The sequence below is a fragment of the Nostoc cf. edaphicum LEGE 07299 genome (assembly GCF_015207245.1).
GTDB lineage: Bacteria > Cyanobacteriota > Cyanobacteriia > Cyanobacteriales > Nostocaceae > Nostoc > Nostoc edaphicum_B.
The window spans coordinates 1-2,622 of record NZ_JADEXF010000989.1; the positions used below are offsets into that span (position 1 = coordinate 1).

A 2,622-nucleotide genomic window follows, 5' to 3' on the forward strand; every position below is an offset into this window, starting at 1 on the left:
AACGAGAACTTGGGCGTCTAGCTTTGAAGTTAGTTGCCACTTGATTCATAAATAAAGTTAGCAGTGAGAAGTTAGGAGTTAGGAGTTATAGGAACTTCTAATAAAAAAATATCCAACCTGTAGGATGCGTTAGTAACGCATCCTACGAAACCGGATAATTTATAAGATAATGGCAGGGGCCAGGAGGAAATAAGTATGAATGAAAACTTTAGTTCTGAGTAATTACCCAGTTAAAAATAAGATACTGGTACGAGACGCGTAGTGCAAGATATAGCTGAGTGATGTTAGCGGTAGCGGGGTGTTGATCCCGTGCTGAGTAAACCTAGTAGTTCGCTCTCGTGAACTTGGCGGGGTAAAGGGGAAAGGTTTTAAATCCCTTACCCTTTCCCCTTTACCTCTTACCCAGCCCTCACAAGCACATTTTTGGGTTGGCAAACTACTAGTTGCTTCAAGGCTTTGAGCAATCAACACTGTCCTAACATATCTGACTATAGCTATGTAACCTTTCTTGCTTGAATCTCACACTTTTAAGCCTGGGTTACTACTTTCTCCTGCCTCCTGAATTATTATTTGATATTTTCTCAATTTCAAACTTATAACTCATAACTTTTCTAACTGCCAGATGCTAGCTTTAACCCCTCAGCTATGGGGCCTAAAGCCAGAACGGGAAAGAAAGTTAATACTCCCAAAACCAGCGTTACTCCAGCCGTGATCCCAGTAAATACCAGAGAATCAGTTCTCAGGGTAGCAGGGGTTTCTTGTACTGGTTGTTTGCGAGACATCCCATCAGCTAGCAGCAGGATGGCAATCATCGGAATGTAGCGTCCTCCGATTAGGCTAACTAAAGTACTCAAGTTCCACCACAGGGTGTTATCCCTCAAGCCCTCTAAGCCTGAACCATTATTTGCTGCTGCTGAGGCATATTCATAAACTACTTGAGAAATACCGTGATAACCAGCGTTGCTGATTCCAGATAGGGAGATGGGATAAGCCAAAGCGATCGCACTGGGGATCAAAACTAAAATTGGGTGAATCAACAGCACTACACTAGCGAGAACGATTTCCCTTTTTTCAATTTTGCGTCCTAAAAACTCTGGGGTACGTCCTGCCATGAGTCCAGTTAGGAAGACTGTGAGAATTAAGTAAATAAATAAGTAAGCTGTTCCAGTTCCTTGACCACCCCAGATAACCTGGATAAATAAGTTGAAGAGAGTCGAAAATATTCCTTGCGGCATCAAAGAATCGTGCATTCCATTCACAGCACCAGACATAGTAGCAGTAGTCATCACTGCCCAAAATGCTGTTTGTGCCCAACCAAATCGAACTTCTTTGCCCTCTAAATTGGGCTGTTCTAATCCAAAGGCGGTATTAACTAGGGGATTACCTTGCAGTTCTCCCACCGCTGTCACTCCCACCAGAACGACAAAAATTACAAACACCATCCAAAAAAGTAGCCAAGCTTGTTTGATGTTATTGGCAAATATACCGTAGGTGTAAATCAAGGCTGCTGGTATAGAAATCATGGCGAGCATTTCTATCAAGTTAGAAGCGCCATTGGGATTTTCAAAGGGATGTGCTGAGTTTACGCCAAAAAAGCCACCGCCGTTCTCGCCCAAAAGTTTGATCATTTCAAAGGATGCCACCGGGCCTCTAGCCAGATATTGCGTCCCGCCTTCTAAGGTTTGCACATCCATAGTCCCAGCTAAGGTTTGTGGTACACCTGTTACCAGCAAAGCGATCGCCCCAATAATCGAAATCGGCAGCAATATTCGCGTAATTCCACGGACGAGATCGACGTAAAAGTTTCCCAGTCTTCTACCCGTCAACCCGCGAATAAAGGCAATTCCCACAGCTAAACCTGTGGCTGCGGAGGTGAACATCAAAAAGCCTAAAGCCGCTACCTGGCTAAAATAGCTTAAGGTTGTCTCACCTACATAGTGTTGTTGGTCAGTATTGGTTACAAAGGAAATTGTTGTATGCAGCAATACATCCCAGGTGGGCGCACCGAAACCGTTTGGATTCCAGGGTAAGAGTCTCTGAAAATAGATCAGAAAATACACTGAAATTGCCATGAACGTGTTGCAACAAAGTACAGCCCGGATATACTCCCAACCCGTCATGTCATCTTTTCTCCGAACACCCGCAAGTACGAACATACTTCGCTCTATGGGGTTCATTAAAAAATCAAGCAGTGTTCTTTCTCCCAAAAAGACACGCGCTATGTATTTTCCGAATAATGGAGTGATTGCTATGACAATACACAGCGTTAAGCCAATTTGCAAAAAACCTTGTCCCATATATTTTGCGCTAAATTAAATTTCGTGGTAGCAAGCTAATTCTTAGAAATAATAGATTAATTGTAGGAGTATTTGATTTCAAGGGATTTCCTTAAACAGTACTAAGTACAAAAAGCAATTATTGTACTCAGCATCAAATGAGTTCCGAGTAATAAGTGCCTCATCTGAGAGTAGAAAAATTCATAAGTACTAATTCTTACTCATTACTTTTTTCTCTATACAGGCTAAACGTCCCGCTACCGCTAACATAACTCCTGAATATTTTCTGTTGTGACTATTTTCCGGATACTTATTAAAGTTTTCGTTAAGAATATTTAATTTTGAC

At 42.1% G+C, this 2,622-nt stretch carries 1 protein-coding gene; it reads right to left on the reverse strand.

Features of this window, described 5'->3' with window-relative positions:
* Positions 1–611 precede the first annotated feature (611 nt).
* On the reverse strand, positions 612–2,297 hold the full coding sequence (gene kdpA / locus IQ229_RS23475; RefSeq protein ID WP_194047896.1) for a potassium-transporting ATPase subunit KdpA: 1,686 nt from the start codon (positions 2,295–2,297) through the stop codon (positions 612–614).
* Positions 2,298–2,622: the final 325 nt, after the last annotated feature.

Excerpts from the sequence above, each read along its gene's own strand:
- kdpA (WP_194047896.1), bottom strand. The coding sequence starts at position 2,297 with ATGGGACAAGGTTTTTTGCAAATTGGCTTAACGCTGTGTATTGTCATA.